The organism is Nocardioides sp. dk884, from assembly GCF_009557055.1.
GTDB lineage: Bacteria > Actinomycetota > Actinomycetes > Propionibacteriales > Nocardioidaceae > Nocardioides.
Genome location: NZ_CP045649.1, coordinates 2,823,161 through 2,840,204, shown reverse-complemented (window position 1 = coordinate 2,840,204; position 17,044 = coordinate 2,823,161). Strand labels below are relative to the sequence as shown.

The following is a 17,044-nucleotide window of genomic DNA, read 5'->3' as shown; positions in this document are numbered from 1 at the left end:
GGGGTGAAGCGAGCCGTCCGCCGACCGACCCCGCACCCCTCCGGAGCCACCCCTCCCGCGATCCCGCGGGAGTTCGTCCCCGAGCACGTCGCCATCGTGATGGACGGCAACGGGCGCTGGGCCAAGGAGCGCGGCCTGCCGCGCACCCGCGGCCACGAGCAGGGCGAGAGCTCGCTCTTCGACGTCGTCGAGGGCGCGATCGAGGTGGGGGTGAAGGCGATCTCCGCCTACGCCTTCTCGACCGAGAACTGGTCGCGCTCGCCCGACGAGGTGCGGTTCCTGATGGGCTTCAACCGCGACGTCATCCGCCGCCGACGCGACGAGATGCACGAGCTCGGCGTGCGGGTGCGCTGGGCGGGGCGCGCCCCGCGGCTGTGGAAGTCGGTGATCAAGGAGCTCCAGGTCGCCGAGGAGCTGACCGCCGGCAACGACGTGCTCACCTTGACGATGTGCGTCAACTACGGCGGGCGTGCCGAGGTGGCCGACGCGGCGCGCTCGATCGCGCGCGAGGTCGCGGCCGGCCGGCTCAACCCCGACAAGGTCGACGAGAAGGTCTTCGCCCGTCACCTCTACGTGCCCGAGCTGCCCGACGCCGACCTGGTCTGGCGCACCTCGGGGGAGCAGCGGCTGTCCAACTTCATGCTCTGGCAGGCCGCCTACAGCGAGTTCGTGTTCACCGACGTGCTGTGGCCCGACGTCGACCGGCGCCACCTCTGGGCGGCCGTGGAGACCTATGCCCAGCGCGATCGCAGGTACGGCGGCGCCCGGCCGAACGACGTGGGCGCGGGGAGCTGACCCACCCCGCCGGGGCGCTCACGCGCAGGAGGAGCAGGTCCCGAAGATCTCCAGGGAGTGGCTGACGTCGGAGAAGGCGTGCTCGGCGGCGATCGTGTGGGTCCAGCGCTCCACCGCCGGGCCCTCGACCTCCACGGTGAGCCCGCACGCGCGGCACACCAGGTGGTGGTGGTGGCTGTCGGAGCAGCGCCGGTAGAGCGCCTCGCCGTCCTCCGTGCGCAGCACGTCGAGCTCGCCGGCCTCGGCCAGGCGTTGGAGCGTGCGGTAGACGGTCGCCAGGCCGACCGGGTCGCCCCGCTTGCCGAGCAGCTCGTGGATCTCCTTGGCCGAGCGGAAGTCGTCGACCGACGCCATCGCCTCGACGACCGCGATGCGCTGGCGGGTGGGCCGCAGGGGGCTGCTCTCGAGAGGGGTCATGGCCGGTGCCTCCGGTCTGCTGGGATGGGTCGGGCTGCTCGTGCTGGGTCGCGCTGGGGTCGTCGTACGGCGCGCTCAGTGCTCGTCGTAGTGCTCGCCGTGCGGGGCGTGGCGGTGGCCATCGTGCACGTAGTCGACGTGGTCGCCGTGGGGCACCGCGACGTGGCCGCACTCGGGACCGTGCCGGTGCTCGGCGTGCTCCTCCACACAGACCTCGTGGTCGGGCTCCGCCTCGGTGGGGAACGGGCGGCGCAGCCGGGCTCGGTGACGCAGCCAGACCCCGACCGGCCAGGTGATCAAGAAGCAGGCCAGCGCGAGCAGCACGATCGTGGGACCGGGGGCGACCGTCGCGTGGAACGACGCCCAGGCCGAGAGCAGCAGCCCGCCGACCGAGGCGATCATGCCCAGCGCCATCGCCGCGGCGAGCGTCGTACGGAACGATCGGGTCACCTGCTGGGCGGTGGCCACCGGCACCACCATGAGCGCCGAGACCAGCAGCAGCCCGACGGTGCGCATCGCGACGGTGACGGTGACGGCGGCGAGCACCGCGACGAGCACGTTGTAGAAGCGCACCTGCAGGCCGGCCACGCGCGCGAACTCCTGGTCCTGGGCCACCGCGAACAGCTGCGGGGACAGGCCCACGCACAAGATCACGACCGCGGCCGCCAGCACCATCGTCACCACGACGTCGCCGGCCGAGATCGTGGTGATCGAGCCGAAGAGGTACTGGTTGAGCCGGGACTGGCTCAGCCCGCCGAGCCCGGCGATCAGCACGCCGCCGGCGAGGCCGCCGTAGAAGAGCAGGGCCAGGGCGACGTCGCCGTTGGTGTGGCCGCGCTCGCGGATCACCTCGATCAGCACCGCGCCGAGCACCGCGACGACGACGGCCGTCCAGGTGGGGGAGGTCCCGGTGAGCAGGCCGAGCGCGACGCCGGTGACCGCGACGTGACCGATGCCGTCGCCCATCAGGGAGAGGCGGCGCTGCACGAGGTAGGTCCCGATCGCGGGCGCGGCGAGACCGGTGAACAGCGCGGCCAGCAGGGCACGCTGCATGAAGGGGAGTCCGAGCAGCTCGATCACGGGTGGTCCTTCGTCGTACCGCCGTCGAGGGGAGCCGCGACGTGGGGCGCGTGGTCACGGTGCGGGGGCGCGTCGTGAGGGTCATGGGCGTGGTGGTGCCCGTGCAGGAGGTCGAGGTCGGCGGGGCCCGCGTGGTCACCCAGTGGCGGGCCGTCGTAGACGATCCGGCCGTCGCGCATGACCACCGAGCGATCCACCAGCGGGGCCAGGGGGCCGAGCTCATGGGCCACCAGTACGACCGTCGCGCCCCGCGCCTTGAGCTCGCCGAGGGAGGCGGCCAGGGCGCGCTGGTTGGCCAGGTCGACGCCGGCGGTCGGCTCGTCGAGGAAGAACAGGTCCGGCTGCCCGGCCAGCGCACGGGCGATCAGCACCCGCTGCTGCTGTCCGCCGGACAGGGTCGAGACCCCGTCGCGGGCCCGGTCGGCGAGGCCGACGACCTCGAGGGCCTCCTGCACCGCGTCGCGGTCCGCGCGCGACATGGGGCGCAGCAGCCGACGCCGGGTGAGCCGGCCGGCGGCGACGACCTCCCACACCGAGGCCGGGACGCCGGCGGCGGCGCCCGGGCGCTGCGGGACGAACCCGATGCGCTGCCAGTCGTGGAACTGCGCGAAGGGGGTGCCGAACAGGCGCAGCTCGCCGTGGCCGAGGGGACGCAGCCCGGTCAGGGCCCGCACCAGGGTCGACTTGCCGGAGCCGTTGGCGCCCATCAGCGCGACGAACTCGCCGGCGGAGACCGCGAGGTCGATGCCCCGCAGGATGGGGCGTCCGGCGATGGCCACCGAGCCGCCGGTGAGGTGGATCGGTCTCACCTGCATGAGTTGGCCTCCTGCAGGGCGGCGAGGTTGGCGCGCATCAGCGAGAGGTAGTCCTCGTCGGCGGTCTCGTCGCTCAGCCCCTCGAGTGGGTCGAGCACCGCGGTCTTCAGCCCGAGGTCGTCGGCGAGTGCGCCGGTGAACTGCTGCGAGGCGAGGCGCTCGGAGAAGACCGTGGTGATGCCCTCCTCGCGGATCAGCTCCTGCAGCTCCTGCAGGTCCGCGGGGGTCGGCTCGGCGTCGGGGGTCAGCCCTGCGACCGGGTCGAAGTGCAGCCCGTAGCGGTCCTCGAGGTAGCCGAAGGCATCATGGGCGACCACGACCGTGTCGAGCTCGCACTGCGCCAGGCCCGTGCGGAACTCCTCGTCGAGCTCCTCGAGGTCGGTGCTCAGCCGGGCGGCGTTCGCGGCGTACTCGTCGGCGTGGTCGGGGTCGACCTCGCTGAGTGCGTCGGCCATGGCGACGCCGAGCTCGGCCATCCGCAGCGGATCCAGCCAGAAGTGCGGGTCGTCGTCGCCGTGGTCGTGGCCGGCGTGGTCATCCGCATGGTCACCCGCGTGGTCGTCCGCGTGATCGTGGTCGTCCTCGTCGGAGCCGTGGTCGTGGTCGCCCTCCTCGGCGGGCAGCAGCTCGACGACGTCGGCGGCGTCCAGCACCTCGCCGGTGCCGTTCTGCTCGGTCGCCTCGTCCACGGCCGGCTGGAAGCCCTCCAGCAGCACGACCAGGTCGGCGGAGGCGATCGTCGCGGTCTCCTGGACGGTGAGCTCGGCGTCGTGCGGGTCCTTGCCGGGTGCGGAGGCGGCCTCGACCTCGACCAGGTCGCCGCCGACCCGCTCCGCGACGTACTGCAGGGGGTAGAAGCCCGCGGCCACGCTGACCTTGCCGTCGCCGTCGTCCTGCGCGCCCGCGTCGTCGCTGAGCGCGCTGCACCCGGCCAGCGTCACCGTCGTGGCGAGGGCCAGCACGGCGAGGGCGGGCGTGCGGAGACGACGGGACGCAGAACTCATGAGAACGATTCTCAAACAGGTGAGAATCGTTGTCAAAAGGTGGGTGACGTGTCGGTCCCCACGTCTCGCACGCCCACTAGGGTCGAGGCGTGCTGGTCGTCAACCGTTTCCGGATCGCGCCGTCGGAGCAGGACGCGTTCCGCGTCGCCCTCGAGGACGCGCGCGCCGCGCTCGCCGAGCGTCCCGGCTTCGTGTCCGGGGCCGTCGGCCGCAACGTGGACGACCCCGCCCTGTGGGTGCTGACCACCACCTGGGAGGGGCCCGGCGCCTATCGCCGGGCGCTGTCGTCGTACGACGTGAAGCTGCGGGCGGTCCCGGTGCTCGGCCGTGCCCTGGACGAGCCCGGTGCCTACGAGGTCGTGGAGCCCGGGGCCGCGCTCAACGAGGCGCGCTCGCGCTCGCTAGGCTGATCCCTTCTCGCACGCCCAACTTCGGTCGGCAGCCAGCCGGCCGCGAACAGGAGCTCCTCGAAGTGGCCAAGCCGCCCGCATCCGCCGTCGACCACGTCGTCTCTCTCGCCAAGCGCCGGGGGTTCGTCTACCCGTGTGGCGAGATCTACGGCGGCACCCGCTCCGCCTGGGACTACGGCCCGCTGGGCGTGGAGCTGAAGGAGAACATCAAGCGCCAGTGGTGGAAGTCGATGGTCACCTCGCGCGACGACGTCGTCGGCCTCGACTCCTCGATCATCCTGCCGCGCGAGACCTGGGTGGCCAGCGGCCACGTCGACACCTTCAACGATCCGCTGACCGAGTGCCAGTCGTGCCACAAGCGCTTCCGCGCCGACCACCTCCAGGAGGCCTACGCGGAGAAGAAGGGGATCGCGAACCCCGACGACGTCGACCTCAAGGACGTCGCCTGCGCCAACTGCGGCACCCGTGGCGCCTGGACCGAGCCCCGCGAGTTCTCCGGCATGCTCAAGACCCACCTCGGCGTGCTCGAGGACGGCTCCGGGCTGCACTACCTGCGCCCGGAGACCGCCCAGGGCATCTTCCTCAACTTCGCCAACGTGGTGACCTCCAGCCGCATGAAGCCGCCGTTCGGCATCGCCCAGACCGGCAAGAGCTTCCGCAACGAGATCACGCCGGGCAACTTCATCTTCCGCACCCGCGAGTTCGAGCAGATGGAGATGGAGTTCTTCGTCAAGCCCGGCGAGGACGAGGAGTGGCACCAGTACTGGATCAACGAGCGCCTGAACTGGTACGTCGACCTCGGCGTCGACCGCGACAACCTGCGCCTGTTCGAGCACCCGAAGGAGAAGCTCTCCCACTACTCCAAGGGCACCGTCGACATCGAGTACCGCTTCCGCTTCGCCGGCTCGGAGTGGGGCGAGCTCGAGGGCATCGCGAACCGCACCGACTTCGACCTCTCGACCCACGCGAAGCACTCCGGCCAGGACCTCAGCTACTACGACCAGGCCAACAACGAGCGCTACACGCCGTACGTCATCGAGCCGGCAGCCGGACTCTCGCGCAGCCTGATGACGTTCCTGGTCGACGCCTACACCGAGGACGAGGCCCCCAACACCAAGGGCGGCGTCGACAAGCGCACGGTGCTGCGCCTCGACCCGCGCCTGGCGCCGGTCAAGGTGGCGGTGCTGCCGCTGAGCCGCAACGCCGACCTGTCCCCGAAGGCCAAGGACCTGGCCGCCGAGCTGCGCCGCAACTGGAACGTCGACTTCGACGACTCCGGCGCGATCGGTCGCCGTTACCGCCGCCAGGACGAGATCGGCACGCCGTTCTGCGTGACCGTCGACTTCGACACCCTCGAGGACAACGCGGTCACGGTGCGCTCGCGCGACACGATGGAGCAGGAGCGCATCAGCCTCGACGGGATCAGCCGCTACTTCGCCGAGCGCCTGCTCGGCTGCTGAGCGAGGTCCCGTGCGCACCGCAGCGAGCCCCCTACGGCGGATGCTGGGCGCCGCGACCTCCTCGGTCGCGGCGCTGGCGCTGGGTGCGGCCCTGCTCGCGGGCTGCTCCTCCGACGACGGCGGCGACACCGGCTCCGGTGACGCGGGGAGCTCCGCTGCGACCACGAGCGACGGCTCGGCCGGCACCGGCTCGGGGTCGTCGTCCGGCGCGGAGCCCGGTGACGGCGGATCGGAGACGGCCGAGCCGTACCTGCCGGTGCCCGAGGGCGTGGAGCTGACCGAGCCGGGCACGGAGCTGGAGCTCGGGGACACCGCGGTCGTCGCGTGGGAGCCGCGGCAGAAGACCGTCGGCGTCCTCGAGATCACCGTGAACCGCCTGGAGCGCACCACCTTCGAGAAGTCCTTCGAGGGCTGGAAGCTGGAGCCTGCGGTGCGCCGCACCACGCCGTACTTCGTGCGGGCGCGGGTGGCCAACGTCGGTGACACCGACCTCGGCGGCGTCGAGGTGCCGCTCTACATCGTCGATGCCAAGAACACCCTGGTGCGCTACTCGCGCTTCGCGAGCACGTTCGAGCCCTGCGACAGCGGGGACCTGCCGAAGAAGTTCCGTCCCGGGCAGGAGCGCGACGTCTGCCTGGTCTACCTCGCGCCGGACCGCGGGCGGCTGACCGCGGTGAGCTTCCGGCCCACCGAGGAGTTCGACCCGATCACCTGGACCGGCAAGGTCCGCACGCTCGGTGAGCCCGCGAAGCCGGGCAAGAAGAAGAACTGAGACCACGAGCGGCACGCAGGTCACGCCTGCGTGCCGCTCGCCGCGTCCGGACCGGGCGAGCAATTTGGGGGCCTGCGCCGAGCGGTCGACAATGTGCGCGTGACCACCACGACCTCCGCTCCCCGCACGCCCGCGCACGCGGCCTTCCCTGGCCTGCGGCTCGGGTCGCTGCAGGTCGCGACGCCGGTCGTCCTGGCCCCGATGGCCGGGGTCACCAACGCGGCGTTCCGGCGGCTGTGCGCCGAGCAGGGCGCGGGGCTCTACGTCTGCGAGATGATCACCTCCCGCGGGCTGGTCGAGGGCGACCAGCACACCCGCGACATGCTCGTGTTCGACGAGCTGGAGACGACCCGCTCGGTGCAGCTCTACGGCACCGACCCGGTCACCGTGGGCCGGGCCGCGCAGATCCTGTGCGAGGAGTACGGCGTCGCCCACATCGACCTCAACTTCGGCTGCCCGGTCCCCAAGGTCACCCGCAAGGGCGGCGGCGGGGCGCTGCCGTGGAAGCGCGGGCTGCTGGCCCGCATCCTCGAGGAGGCGGTCGCCGCGGCCACGCCGTACGACGTGCCGGTGACGATGAAGACCCGTAAGGGCATCGACGCGGACCACCTGACCTACCTCGACGCCGGGCGCATCGCCCAGGAGTCCGGGTGCGCCGCCATCGCGCTGCACGGGCGCACGGTGGAGCAGGCCTACTCCGGTGTCGCCGACTGGGACGCGATCGGCGAGCTGGTCGCGCACGTCGACATCCCGGTCCTGGGCAACGGCGACATCTGGGAGGCGGCCGACGCGCTGCGGATGATGTCGCACACCGGTGCCGCCGGCGTCGTGGTCGGCCGCGGCTGCCTGGGCCGGCCGTGGCTGTTCCGCGACCTCGCGGCCGCGTTCGCCGGCGAGGAGCTCGCCACGCTCCCGGCGCTCGGCGAGGTCTGCGCGATGATGCGCCGCCACGCTGAGCTGCTCGCCCAGCACATGGGGGAGGAGCGCGGCTGCAAGGAGTTCCGCAAGCACGTCTCGTGGTATCTCAAGGGCTTCCGTGCGGGCGGGGAGCTGCGCCGCAACCTGGGCCTGGTCGACAGCCTCGCCGCCCTGGACCGGCTGCTCGACGAGCTCGACCCGACCGAGCCGTTCCCGGCCTCCGAGCTCGGCGCGCCCCGCGGCCGGCAGGGCTCCGCGCGCAAGCGGGTCGCACTCCCGGAGGGGTGGCTGGATGACTCCGACGGCGCCGGCTGCGCCGTCGTCGACGACCTGGACGCGGGCTCCGGAGGCTGACCCCGCCGGGTGGCGGCGTGAGGCGACACACGGTGCTGAAAACACCCAAAGATTGGGGACGGCTCCGCGGCATGTGGTTGTCTGGCGCAAGCGCCGGGGACCCGCAACCTGCGGAACCGGCGCGTGTTTCTGCCCCGCAACAGCAAAGGATCAGCGCTGTGGCACATCGCCACAAGCGGGAAACCAATGCCCGCCGTACGCCCCGTGCCACTGTGATCGCCGCCCCCCTGGCTGTCCTGGCAACCGCATCAGCCGTCGCCCTGGGGGTCACCCTGGGCGAGCCCAACGGCTCCGAGGTGCTCCACGCCTCCAGCTCCAGCGTGAGCGCCGTCGCGAAGACGACGCCCTCCGCCTCCGCCGCGCCCAGCAAGGCAGCGGCCACCCCCGCTCCCACCCAGGCGGCCGAGCGCCGCCCCGTGCTCTCCCGCAGCGCCTCGCGCTTCGAGCTCCGCGAGCTCACCCCGGCCGAGAAGATGATGGACCCGGCCGCCGTGCGGTCCGCGATCGACCAGGCCGACACCCGGCTCTGGGTGACCGAGGACCTCAACCTGTGGACCCTCCCGGGCGAGCAGGCCACGCAGGTCGGCACCCTCGAGGCCGGCGACAAGGTCCTGATCACCGGTCGTGAGCTCTACGGCCGCGACGAGGTCGTCATCGACGGCGCGTCGCGCTGGGTCACCTCCGGCTACCTCAGCGCCGAGGAGCCGGTCGCCGGCATCGGCGGCGCGTGCACCAACGGCACATCGGTGCCCTCCGGTGTGAGCCCGAACATCGTCGCGGTGCACCAGGCGGTCTGTGCGGCGTTCCCGGAGATCACCACCTACGGCACGCTGCGCAGCGACGGCGAGCACGGTCAGGGCCTGGCCGTCGACATCATGGTCAGCGGCGACCTCGGCTGGGAGATCGCGGAGTTCATCCGCGAGAACCGCGCCGAGCTCGGCGTCAGCTACCTGATCTACGCCCAGCAGATCTGGTCGGTCGAGCGCTCCGGCGAAGGGTGGCGAGGCATGGAGGACCGCGGTTCGGTCACCGCCAACCACTACGACCACGTGCACGTCACGACCTACTGAGCAACCTCTCGTCGTACGCCGCTGAGCCGGGCCGTCCCTTCGGGGCGGCCCGGCTCGCCGCGTTCGTGCCTACAGTGGCCCGGCTCCACCACCTCGAGGCCGTCGACGGGGACCGGGGCCAGGTCGACGCCGACCGCACCCAGGCGGCTCTCGGCCGGTAGTCGACCCAGCACCTCCGCGAGGGCGCGGCCCCCGGACCGGTCGCGCCCCGGGGGACTGCTCAGGCCGGCGGGGTCTCGGGCTCCGGACCGCGCCGAGGTCCGGTGTCTGCGTCGTCGTCGGCCGCGTCCGCGGGCGGCGCCGACACGACCGGGGCCTCGGAGCGGGCGGTGACCTGCTCGTCGAGGTAGCGGAAGACCACCGCGATCATCGCGGTCACGGGCACTGCCAGGAACGCGCCGACGATGCCGAACAGAGAGGATCCGAGGGCGACGGACAGGAGCACCACGGCGGCGTGGAGGCTCATGCTGCGCGACTGCAGCCACGGGGAGAGCACGTTGCCCTCCAGCTGCTGCACGGCGAGCACGACACCGAGGATGATCAGCGCGCCCACCCAGCCGTTGGAGACGAGCGCGACCAGCACCGCGAGCGCGCCGACCACGAAGGCGCCGACGATCGGCACGAAACCGCCGAAGAACGTGAGCACGGCCAGCGGCAGCGCGAGCGGGACGCCGACGAGCACGAGTCCCAGGCCGATGAAGACCGCGTCGATCGCGCTCACCAGGGCCTGGGTGCGGATGAACCCGCCCAGCGTCGCCCAGGCCCGGCCGAGGACCTCGGCGAGGTGGGTGCCCACGCTGGGGCCGGCGAGACGGCGCAGCCAGGGCAGGAAGCGGCGCCCGTCCTTGAGGAAGAGGAACGTCAGGATCAAGGTGACGATGAGCGTCACCAGTGCGCTGGTGACCGCACCGACCCCGACCAGGACGCCGGAGGCGATGGTCGAGGCAGAGGCGGTGAGCTTGTCCTGCACCGCGTCGATCGCGGTGTCGACCTGCTTGCCGGTGACCAGGTCGGAGTCGCGCAGCCACTGCGCGATGCGGTCCAGGCCGGCGGCCGCGTCGTCGGCGATCGCGCCCGCCTGGCCGGCGGTGGACGGGGCCAGCGCGAACCCGATCGCGACGATCGCGGCGATCGCGCCGAGCAGCGTGCTGGCGGCGGCCAGCGACGGGGGCATCCGCAGACGCCGCTCGAGGAACCAGGAGATCGGCGCGAGCACCGTGGACACGATCAGCGCCAGGACGACCGGCAGCAGGATCGTCCACATCTGGCCGAGCACCTTGCTGGCCAGCCACAGCGCGATGAAGATCAGGATCCAGCGGGCGCTCCAGCGCGCGCACCACTCCAGCCCGCGCGCGATCACCTGCTCACGGGAACGCGGGGCAGGGGCAGGGGTGGAGGCGGTCACGGTCGGCCTTCCTGTCGCAGCATGCTCAGAACGTACGCCGCCGGCGGATGCGCCCGGGACGCCCGTCGGGGTCGTGGAGATAGCGATACCACGGTGCGGCCAGCAGCTGGCGGGCGACCGGGAGCGTGGGAGTCTGCAGCCGGCGCAGCCGCCCGGCGGGCCGCGGGCCGCGGCGTCCGCCCGCGTGCCAGGCGTCCAGGGCGTCGGCGCTCTGCGCGAAGAGCTCGAACTGCGCCTCGGCGTCCACGCAGTCGGCCATCACGTCGAACAGCTTGGGCTCGTGCGTCGCGGTCACCGCGGCGAGCTCCTGGGACTCCATCCGGTCCAGGTGCTCCGCAGCGAGGCGGAGCCGCAGCCACTGCCCGTAGCCGCCCGCCGGCTCCTCGTCGAGCACGACCGCTGACAGCTCGGAGTCGTGGGTCCAGGAGCGGCGGCAGAAGTTGTCCGAGCCGACCGACGTCCAGACGTCGTCGATGACGCAGACCTTGGCGTGGACGTAGACGGGTGTCCCCGCCTCGTTCTCCAGGCCGTAGAACGCGACCCGCTCGTTGAACTGGAGCTGGAGGCGGCGGATCGCGCGCAGCCGGCCCACGATCTGGGGGTCGCGGGCGAACCAGCCGTCATGGTCGGGGAAGTGGGGGAGCACGCAGACCAGGCGCAGTCCGGGGTTGTCCTGGAGGGCCGCGACGAGCACGTCGCTCATCTCCCGACCCCACAGGAACTGGTCCTCGAGGTAGATCAGCGACCGGGCGGCGCCGACGGCCTTGCTGTAGCCCCGGGCGACGGAGCGCTCGCCGTCGGGCGCGAAGTCGTAGGCCCAGCCGGGCCCCAGGCTGGGGTAGGTGCGGAGCAGCTGCACCGTGTGGTCCTCCTCCCGCGGGGGAGGCGGGGGTGCCTGCGGCGGCAGCGGGCGGCGCTCCTCGTCGAGGCGCAGGGCGGCGTCGCGGCGGCGTCGCAGCGGGCTGCGCGTCGGCGGCGTGGTGTCCTCCCAGCGTTCGCGGAAGACCGTCTCGACGTCGTGGACGACGGGGCCCTCGAGGGCGACCTGCACGTCGTGCCACGGTGGGCGCTCGCCGTACTCGGCGGAGATGGGCTCGGCCTGCGGGTCGCCGCCGTGGGCGGAATCGTCGCGGCGCCCGTGGCACAGGTCCAGGCCACCGACGTAGGCGATGTCGCGGGACGGGTCGTCGCGGTGGCGCACCACCACCATCTTCTGGTGGTGCGAGCCGTTGGCGCGCACCCGCATGTCGAGGACCACGTCGGCACCGCGCTTCTGCAGCTGTCGGCCGAGGTCGCGGTGCTCGTCGGCGCTGTAGCCCAGCTTGCCGAGGTGGGAGCGCCAGACCAGGGCGCGCACGTCGACACCGCGGTCGAGGGCACGGCCGAGCACCTCCACGATGGTGCTCTCGGGGTCGTCGGTGAGCTGCTGGTCGGGGTTGCTCTGCCAGTCGGCGAACAGCACCAGGTCGCCCGTGCGGGTCGCCTCGAGGTGCTCGTAGAGGTCGGCGAAGTACGACGCCCCGTCGACCAGCGGCCGGGCCCGGTTGCCCGACGACCAGCCGGCGCCGCCCGAGTGTCGCGCGTCGAGGCGGGTGGACGGGTTGCCGCGCTCGCGGGCGCTGAGCAGCCACTTCGCTGCGTGGTGCGGGCGTTCGGGCATGACCGGATGATCAGGGAGGGGCACCGCGGCGTCCAACTCCGCGGGACTGATCTCGACAGGCTGACCTGCGGGGTCGTCCCCGGGAGGGCCTACAGTCGGACGCGATGTCTGCCGACCCCCTCGCCCTGTACGACGCCACGGACCGCGAGCGCCTCGTGCCCGAACCTCCCAAGCGCGTCGACGCGCCCGCGCGCACGCCGTTCGAGCGCGACCGGGCGCGGGTGGTGCACGCCGCCGCGTCGCGCCGCCTCGCCGGCAAGACCCAGGTGGTCGGACCGCAGACCGACGACTTCGTGCGCAACCGGCTCACCCACAGCCTCGAGGTGGCGCAGGTGGCGCGCGACATCACCCGGGCCCTGGGTGGCCTGCCCGACATCGCCGAGACCGCCGCGCTCGCCCACGACCTGGGCCACCCGCCGTTCGGTCACAACGGCGAGCAGGTGCTCGCCGAGCTGAGCGAGGACTGCGGCGGGTTCGAGGGCAACGCCCAGACGCTGCGCCTGCTGACCCGCCTCGAGGCCAAGACCTTCGACGACACCGGTCGCTCGGTGGGGCTCAACCTCACCCGCGCGACCCTCGACGCCTGCACCAAGTACCCCTGGCGCCGCCTCGCCGCCGGAGATCCGAGCGGCGTGCACACCGACGGCACGCCGCGCTTCGTCCGCAAGTTCGGCGTCTACGACGACGACCTCCCGGTCTTCACCTGGATGCGCCGGGGCGCGCCGCAGGGCACCCGCACCTGTGTCGAGGCGCAGGTGATGGACCTCGCCGACGACGTCGCCTACTCGGTGCACGACGTGGAGGACGGCGTGGTCGCGGACCGCGTCGACCTGACCCGCCTGGACCGCGCGGCGGTGTGGGAGACCGTGCGGGCCTGGTACGTCCCCGAGGCCGACGACGCCGAGCTCGACGCGGTGCTCACCGACCTGACCGCGATCGACAGCTGGCCCACGGTGGCCTACGACGGCAGCCGGCGCGCCCAGGCCGCCCTGAAGAACCTCACCAGCGACCTGATCGGCCGCTTCTGCGGCGCGGTCCAGCACGCGACGTTCGCCGCGGGCGAGGGGCCGTTCGTGCGGCACCGCGCCGACCTGGTCGTGCCGCGGAGCACGATGCTGGAGATCGCGGTGCTCAAGGGGATCGCCGCGCACTACGTCATGCAGGCCGAGGACCGGGTGCGGCTGATGGAGCGCCAGCGTGAGCTGATCATGGGGCTGGTGGCCAGGCTGGCGCACCGGGGACCCGACGAGCTCCAGCGCGCGTTCGTCGATGACTGGCACGCCGCGGCCGACGACGCCGGGCGGCTGCGGGTGGTCATCGACCAGGTCGCCTCGCTGACCGACGCGAGCGCGGTGGCGTGGCACGAGCGGCTGAGCGGGCGTCCGGCCTGACCGTGGCCGGACCGGGTGCGCGGACCTGACGGCTGTGACTGGCTAGGGTCCGGGGTGTGACCGCACCGCTCGTCTGGCTGCCCTTCGACCCCGACCTCCTCGGCGACCCGCCCGCGGGGTTGCGCTATGAGGTGGTCGACCCGACCGCCGAGGTCCCGGACTCGGTCGGGGACGTGGCGTTCTACGTCACGCCGTACCGGATGAGTCCCGACGTCGGCGACGTGCTGCCGCAGATGCGCAGCCTGGAGGTCGTGCAGACCCTCTCCGCGGGCGTGGACAACGTGCGCAGCCGGGTGCCGCAGGGCGTCACGCTGTGCAACGGCCGCGGCATCCACGACACCTCCACCGCCGAGCTCACGCTCACGCTGATCCTCTCCTCGCTGCGCGGCGTGCCGGAGTTCGTGCGCGCCCACGACCGTCACGAGTGGGCCTTCGAGTGGCGTCCCGCGCTGGCCGACAAGCGCGTCCTGCTCGTCGGGTACGGCGCGATCGGCGAGGCGATCGAGGCGCGGCTGCGGCCCTTCGAGGTCGACGTGGTGCGGGTGGCGCGGACCGCGCGCGCGGGCGTGCACGCCTTCACCGAGCTGCCTCAACTGGTGCCGGACGCCGACGTGGTCGTGCTGATCGTGCCGCTGACCGACGAGACCCGCGGGCTCGTCGACGCCGACTTCCTGGCCCGGATGAAGGACGGCGCGCTGCTGGTCAACGTGGCCCGCGGCGCGGTGGTCGTCACCGACGACCTGCTCGCGGAGCTGCGGGCGGGCCGGCTGCGCGCCGCGGTCGACGTCGCCGACGTCGAGCCGCTCCCGGCCGACAGCCCGCTGTGGGAGGTGCCGAACCTGCTGATCAGCCCGCACGTCGGCGGGGCCAGCAGCGCGATGTGGCCGCGCGCGCACCGGCTGGTGCGCGACCAGCTGCACCGCTATGCGGCGGGGGAGCCGTTGGCCAACGTGATCACCGGGGACTACTGAGGTTTCCACAGGTGCCGCCCGGCGCCCGGGGGCCGGACCGTAGGATCGGCGCGTGGCAGGCCGGATCCGCGAGGAGAGCATCAGCGAGGTGCGCGAGAAGGCGCGCATCGACGAGGTCGTCTCCTCCTACGTGACGCTCCGCAACGCCGGCGGCGGCTCGCAGAAGGGCCTGTGTCCCTTCCACGACGAGAAGTCCCCGTCGTTCCAGGTCACCCCGAGCCGGGGGTTCTACTACTGCTTCGGCTGCCAGAAGGGCGGCGACGTCATCAACTTCCTGATGGAGGTCGAGGCGCTGTCCTTCGCGGAGTCCGTCGAGCGGCTGGCCGACAAGTTCGGCGTGCAGCTCAAGCGCGAGGAGGGCGACGAGCGCGTCGACCGCCCCAAGGGCCCGCAGCGCAGCAAGCTGCTCGAGGCGCACCGCGTCGCCCAGGAGTTCTACGCCGAGCAGCTGCTCACCCCGGACGCCCAGGTCGCGCGCCAGTTCCTCGCCGACCGCGGCTTCGACCAGACGGCCGCGGAGACCTTCGGCGTCGGCTTCGCCCCGCGCGGCGGCGAGGACCTCTTCCGCCACCTGCGCGCCCGCGGGTTCAGCGAGGAGGAGCTGGTCGTCGGCGGCCTCGTCGCGCGCGGCCGCTCGCCGTACGACCGGTTCCGCGGGCGGCTGCTGTGGCCGATCCGCGAGGCCAGCGGGGAGACCATCGGCTTCGGCGCGCGCCGCATCTTCGACGACGACCGCATCGACGCCAAATACCTCAACACCTCCGAGACGCCGATCTACAAGAAGAGCCACGTGCTCTACGGCCTCGACCTGGCCCGCAAGGAGATCGCCAGGACCACCCAGGCGGTCGTGGTCGAGGGCTACACCGACGTGATGGCCTGCCACCTGGCCGGTGTCGGCACCGCGGTCGCGACCTGCGGCACCGCCTTCGGCGACGACCACGCCAAGGTGCTGCGCCGCTTCCTGCACGACCACGAGGAGTTCCGCGGCGAGGTCATCTTCACCTTCGACGGCGACGCCGCCGGCCAGAAGGCCGCACTGCGGGCCTTCCAGGGCGACCAGAACTTCGTGTCCCAGACCTACGTCGCGGTGGAGCCCGACGGACTCGACCCGTGCGACCTGCGCCTGCAGAAGGGCGACGAGGCGGTGCGCGAGCTGGTCGCCAAGCGCACGCCGCTGTACCGCTTCGTGCTGAGCAACATCGTCAGCAAGTACGACCTGGACCGCGCCGACGGTCGTATCGACGCGTTGCGCGAGGGCGCCCGGCTGGTCTCCAGCGTGCGCGACCGCTCGAAGGTCGACGCGTTCGCCCGCGAGCTGGCCCAGATGATCGGCATCGACCCCGACCAGGCGCGCGGCGAGGTGCAGCGCGCCGCCAAGCGTCCCGCCGACCTGCCCGGGCAGCGCCGCCAGCCGGTCCGGTCCGCGGCGCCCGCCGAGGCGCCGGCGGCACCGCCGCGACGCCGGCTGCCGGACCTGCGCGACCCGCGGTTCGGCCTGGAGCGCGAGACCCTCAAGCTCGTCGTGCAGCACCCGATGGCGATCGGGCGCACCACCTCCGAGATCGGGCCCGAGGACTTCACCCACCCCACCTACCGAGGCGTGTGGGCGGTCGTGGCCGCCCAGGGCGGTCCGGCGGTCGGATCCGGGGACGCCGGGTGGGCCGCGCGGCTGCGCGACGCCGCCACCGACCCCGAGGTCTCCTCCGCGATCAGCGCGCTCGCCGTCGAGCCGCTGCTCACCGCGAAGGCGCCGGACGGCGCCTACGTCGCGCTGCACGTCAACCGGCTGCTCGAGCTGACCGCGCTGCGCCGCATCGCCGAGGTCAAGTCGCGCCTGCAGCGCACCAACCCGGTCGAGCACCCGGCCGAGTACAACAAGATGTTCGGCGAGCTTGCCGCCCTCGAGCAGCACCGGCGCGCGCTGCGCGACCGGATCATCGGGGCCGCATGATCGCCCGGCTGGCCGCCCTCGTGGGCCGACGCGGCGCCGCGGTGCCGGGCGCCGCGGACATCGAGGTCGGTCCGGGGGAGCGCGTGCTCGCCGCGGCCACCTCGGGACGCGGGCCGGTCGCCGGCACCCGCGACGCGCTGTACGTCCCGACCGCCGCGGGCCCCGTCGTACGACTGGCGTGGGAGCGGGTCGAGGCGGCCGACTGGGACAGCGAGGCCGGCGTGCTGCGGGTGACCGAGCTGGGTCCCTGGGGCCAGGTGCGCCCGGTGCACGCGCTGGCGCTGGAGGAGCCGGGGCGGCTGCTGGAGCTGGTGCGCGAGCGGGTCACCGCGAGCATCGTGTTCCAGGTGCACGTCGTCGTGCGCGGTGACCGAGGCCTGCGCGTCGTGGCCCGCCGCGCGCCGTCGGGCGCCCGCGAGCTCACCTGGCTGGTGCACTACGACGCCGGGATCGACCCCGACGAGCCCGCCGTACGCCGGGTGGCCGACGCCGCCCTGGCCCAGGCGCGCGCCGAGCTCGAGCCCGGCTGAGCGACCGCCGGCTGCGGGGAGGCCCGTCAGGGCCCCGAATT

At 72.9% G+C, this 17,044-nt stretch carries 16 protein-coding genes; 10 read left to right on the top strand and 6 right to left on the bottom strand.

The annotated features are described in order from the left end of the window. Positions 1-3: 3 nt before the first annotated feature. Positions 4-795, top strand: coding sequence for an isoprenyl transferase (locus GFH29_RS13680; protein WP_153324383.1), 792 nt, complete (start codon positions 4-6; stop codon positions 793-795). An 18-nt stretch (positions 796-813) separates the two neighbouring features. Here the strand turns inward: GFH29_RS13680 and GFH29_RS13675 are convergent, their stop codons facing one another. From GFH29_RS13675 to GFH29_RS13660, 4 genes are all read right to left on the bottom strand, one after another. Continuing rightward, positions 814-1,212 carry a Fur family transcriptional regulator gene (locus GFH29_RS13675; RefSeq protein WP_153324382.1) on the bottom strand — a complete coding sequence of 133 codons (399 nt, stop codon included), beginning with the start codon at positions 1,210-1,212 and terminating at the stop codon, positions 814-816. A gap of 75 nt (positions 1,213-1,287) precedes the next feature. Further along, entirely contained in the window at positions 1,288-2,289 is a 1,002-nt protein-coding gene (locus GFH29_RS13670) for a metal ABC transporter permease (RefSeq protein ID WP_228387902.1), read from the bottom strand. Continuing rightward, a complete protein-coding gene (locus GFH29_RS13665) occupies positions 2,289-3,107 on the bottom strand; it encodes a metal ABC transporter ATP-binding protein (protein ID WP_153324381.1) in 819 nt (272 codons plus the stop codon). The genes GFH29_RS13670 and GFH29_RS13665 overlap by 1 nt, the downstream gene beginning before the upstream one ends. After that, positions 3,098-4,111 carry a metal ABC transporter substrate-binding protein gene (locus GFH29_RS13660; RefSeq protein WP_153324380.1) on the bottom strand — a complete coding sequence of 338 codons (1,014 nt, stop codon included), beginning with the start codon at positions 4,109-4,111 and terminating at the stop codon, positions 3,098-3,100. Before GFH29_RS13660 ends, GFH29_RS13665 begins: the two co-directional genes overlap by 10 nt. A gap of 89 nt (positions 4,112-4,200) precedes the next feature. Here GFH29_RS13660 and GFH29_RS13655 point away from each other — a divergent pair, with 89 nt between their 5' ends. The 5 genes from GFH29_RS13655 (at position 4,201) to GFH29_RS13635 (ending at position 9,095) form a co-directional block, all read left to right on the top strand. Further along, on the top strand, positions 4,201-4,521 hold the full coding sequence (locus GFH29_RS13655; RefSeq protein ID WP_153324379.1) for an antibiotic biosynthesis monooxygenase family protein: 321 nt from the start codon (positions 4,201-4,203) through the stop codon (positions 4,519-4,521). A 62-nt stretch (positions 4,522-4,583) separates the two neighbouring features. Beyond that, positions 4,584-5,981 carry a glycine--tRNA ligase gene (locus GFH29_RS13650; protein ID WP_153324378.1) on the top strand — a complete coding sequence of 466 codons (1,398 nt, stop codon included), beginning with the start codon at positions 4,584-4,586 and terminating at the stop codon, positions 5,979-5,981. A 10-nt stretch (positions 5,982-5,991) separates the two neighbouring features. Then, entirely contained in the window at positions 5,992-6,753 is a 762-nt protein-coding gene (locus GFH29_RS13645; protein ID WP_153324377.1) for a hypothetical protein, read from the top strand. Between the two features lie 153 nt (positions 6,754-6,906). Continuing rightward, on the top strand, positions 6,907-8,025 hold the full coding sequence (gene dusB / locus GFH29_RS13640; protein WP_228392132.1) for a tRNA dihydrouridine synthase DusB: 1,119 nt from the start codon (positions 6,907-6,909) through the stop codon (positions 8,023-8,025). Between the two features lie 212 nt (positions 8,026-8,237). After that, positions 8,238-9,095 (top strand): SH3 domain-containing protein, encoded by an 858-nt coding sequence (locus tag GFH29_RS13635; protein ID WP_153324375.1) that lies wholly within the window; start codon positions 8,238-8,240, stop codon positions 9,093-9,095. A gap of 220 nt (positions 9,096-9,315) precedes the next feature. Here the strand turns inward: GFH29_RS13635 and GFH29_RS13630 are convergent, their stop codons facing one another. Both GFH29_RS13630 and GFH29_RS20875 read right to left on the bottom strand, forming a co-directional pair. Further along, positions 9,316-10,500, bottom strand: coding sequence for an AI-2E family transporter (locus GFH29_RS13630; RefSeq protein ID WP_153337315.1), 1,185 nt, complete (start codon positions 10,498-10,500; stop codon positions 9,316-9,318). Positions 10,501-10,525: 25 nt separating this feature from the next. After that, positions 10,526-12,160 carry a phospholipase D family protein gene (locus tag GFH29_RS20875; RefSeq protein WP_153324373.1) on the bottom strand — a complete coding sequence of 545 codons (1,635 nt, stop codon included), beginning with the start codon at positions 12,158-12,160 and terminating at the stop codon, positions 10,526-10,528. Between the two features lie 104 nt (positions 12,161-12,264). Here GFH29_RS20875 and GFH29_RS13620 point away from each other — a divergent pair, with 104 nt between their 5' ends. The 4 genes from GFH29_RS13620 to GFH29_RS13605 are packed head-to-tail and all read left to right on the top strand — an operon-like array spanning position 12,265 to position 17,003. Then, positions 12,265-13,551, top strand: coding sequence for a deoxyguanosinetriphosphate triphosphohydrolase (locus GFH29_RS13620; protein ID WP_153324372.1), 1,287 nt, complete (start codon positions 12,265-12,267; stop codon positions 13,549-13,551). A 56-nt stretch (positions 13,552-13,607) separates the two neighbouring features. Next, complete coding sequence (locus GFH29_RS13615; protein ID WP_153324371.1) at positions 13,608-14,522, top strand: 2-hydroxyacid dehydrogenase; 915 nt, start codon at positions 13,608-13,610, stop codon at positions 14,520-14,522. Between the two features lie 52 nt (positions 14,523-14,574). Continuing rightward, positions 14,575-16,473: a DNA primase gene (dnaG, locus tag GFH29_RS13610; RefSeq protein WP_153324370.1), complete on the top strand. Its 1,899-nt coding sequence runs from the start codon at positions 14,575-14,577 to the stop codon at positions 16,471-16,473. Beyond that, complete coding sequence (locus GFH29_RS13605; RefSeq protein WP_228387486.1) at positions 16,470-17,003, top strand: hypothetical protein; 534 nt, start codon at positions 16,470-16,472, stop codon at positions 17,001-17,003. The genes dnaG and GFH29_RS13605 overlap by 4 nt, the downstream gene beginning before the upstream one ends. Positions 17,004-17,044 lie beyond the last annotated feature (41 nt).